Source organism: Brevibacillus laterosporus (genome assembly GCF_030489605.1).
GTDB classification, from domain to species: Bacteria; Bacillota; Bacilli; order Brevibacillales; family Brevibacillaceae; genus Brevibacillus_B; species Brevibacillus_B laterosporus_E.
In genome coordinates, this window is record NZ_JAUKFY010000070.1 from 1 (window position 1) to 727 (window position 727).

2 pseudogenes are annotated in these 727 nt (G+C 43.1%); both read left to right on the forward strand.

The features are described from left to right. Positions 1 to 448 (forward strand): annotated as a pseudogene (locus QZ995_RS23695) (phage tail tape measure protein); the annotation flags it as partial. Further along, positions 448 to 727: pseudogene (locus QZ995_RS23700) on the forward strand (LysM peptidoglycan-binding domain-containing protein); the annotation flags it as partial. The pseudogenes QZ995_RS23695 and QZ995_RS23700, both read left to right, overlap by 1 nt.

Here is a 727-nt window from a genome sequence, read left to right on the forward strand (position 1 = left end):
TCTCAAGCAATTTCTAGGATTTTCCTCCCCTACTGAAAAAGGCCCTGCCTCGAAGTCGGATCGCTGGGCTCCAAACCTAATGAAAATGTTCAGCGAGGGGATTACAGATTCTCTTCCTTATTTACAATCGGCAACGGGGACAGTAGCTGAGTCTCTGCGTAGTAAATTAAATGGATCCATTGAGGTAGTACCAAAGCTTAATAGTAAGTTACCACTTGATGAAAGCTTTTCTGGTGTTACCCCTGCTAGAAGAGTATCTCAACCCAAAAGTACTGAAAACAATACTACCCAACTTCCTGATTTACATTTCCATGTCTATCAAATGCCAGGAGAAGATACCGAAGCTCTTGTTAGACGAATTAAACGCGAAGTTTTAAACGAACTTGCCAGAACTGCTCAAAGAGCTAATATGACGATGGGACGCGGTGCATTTGGAGGGGCTACGTAATGAGAGTTGTCCTTGGAGGCATAGAATTAAAAACGTTCGAAAAACCCGATTCAATACCTTTAGGCGGGCAACAAACATTAGCTATTAATCGATTCCCTGGTGGGGATGTAAGTATACAAAACATGGGACCACAATACCGGCCGATCACATGGACCGGTATTTTTATTGGTTCAGATGCGTATGACCGAATGATCCGGATCGGAAATATGCGGACGGCTGGTAAGGCGGTCATTTTTGAAACAGAAAAGTATTCGTTTCCTGTAGTGATTAGCGAGTTTT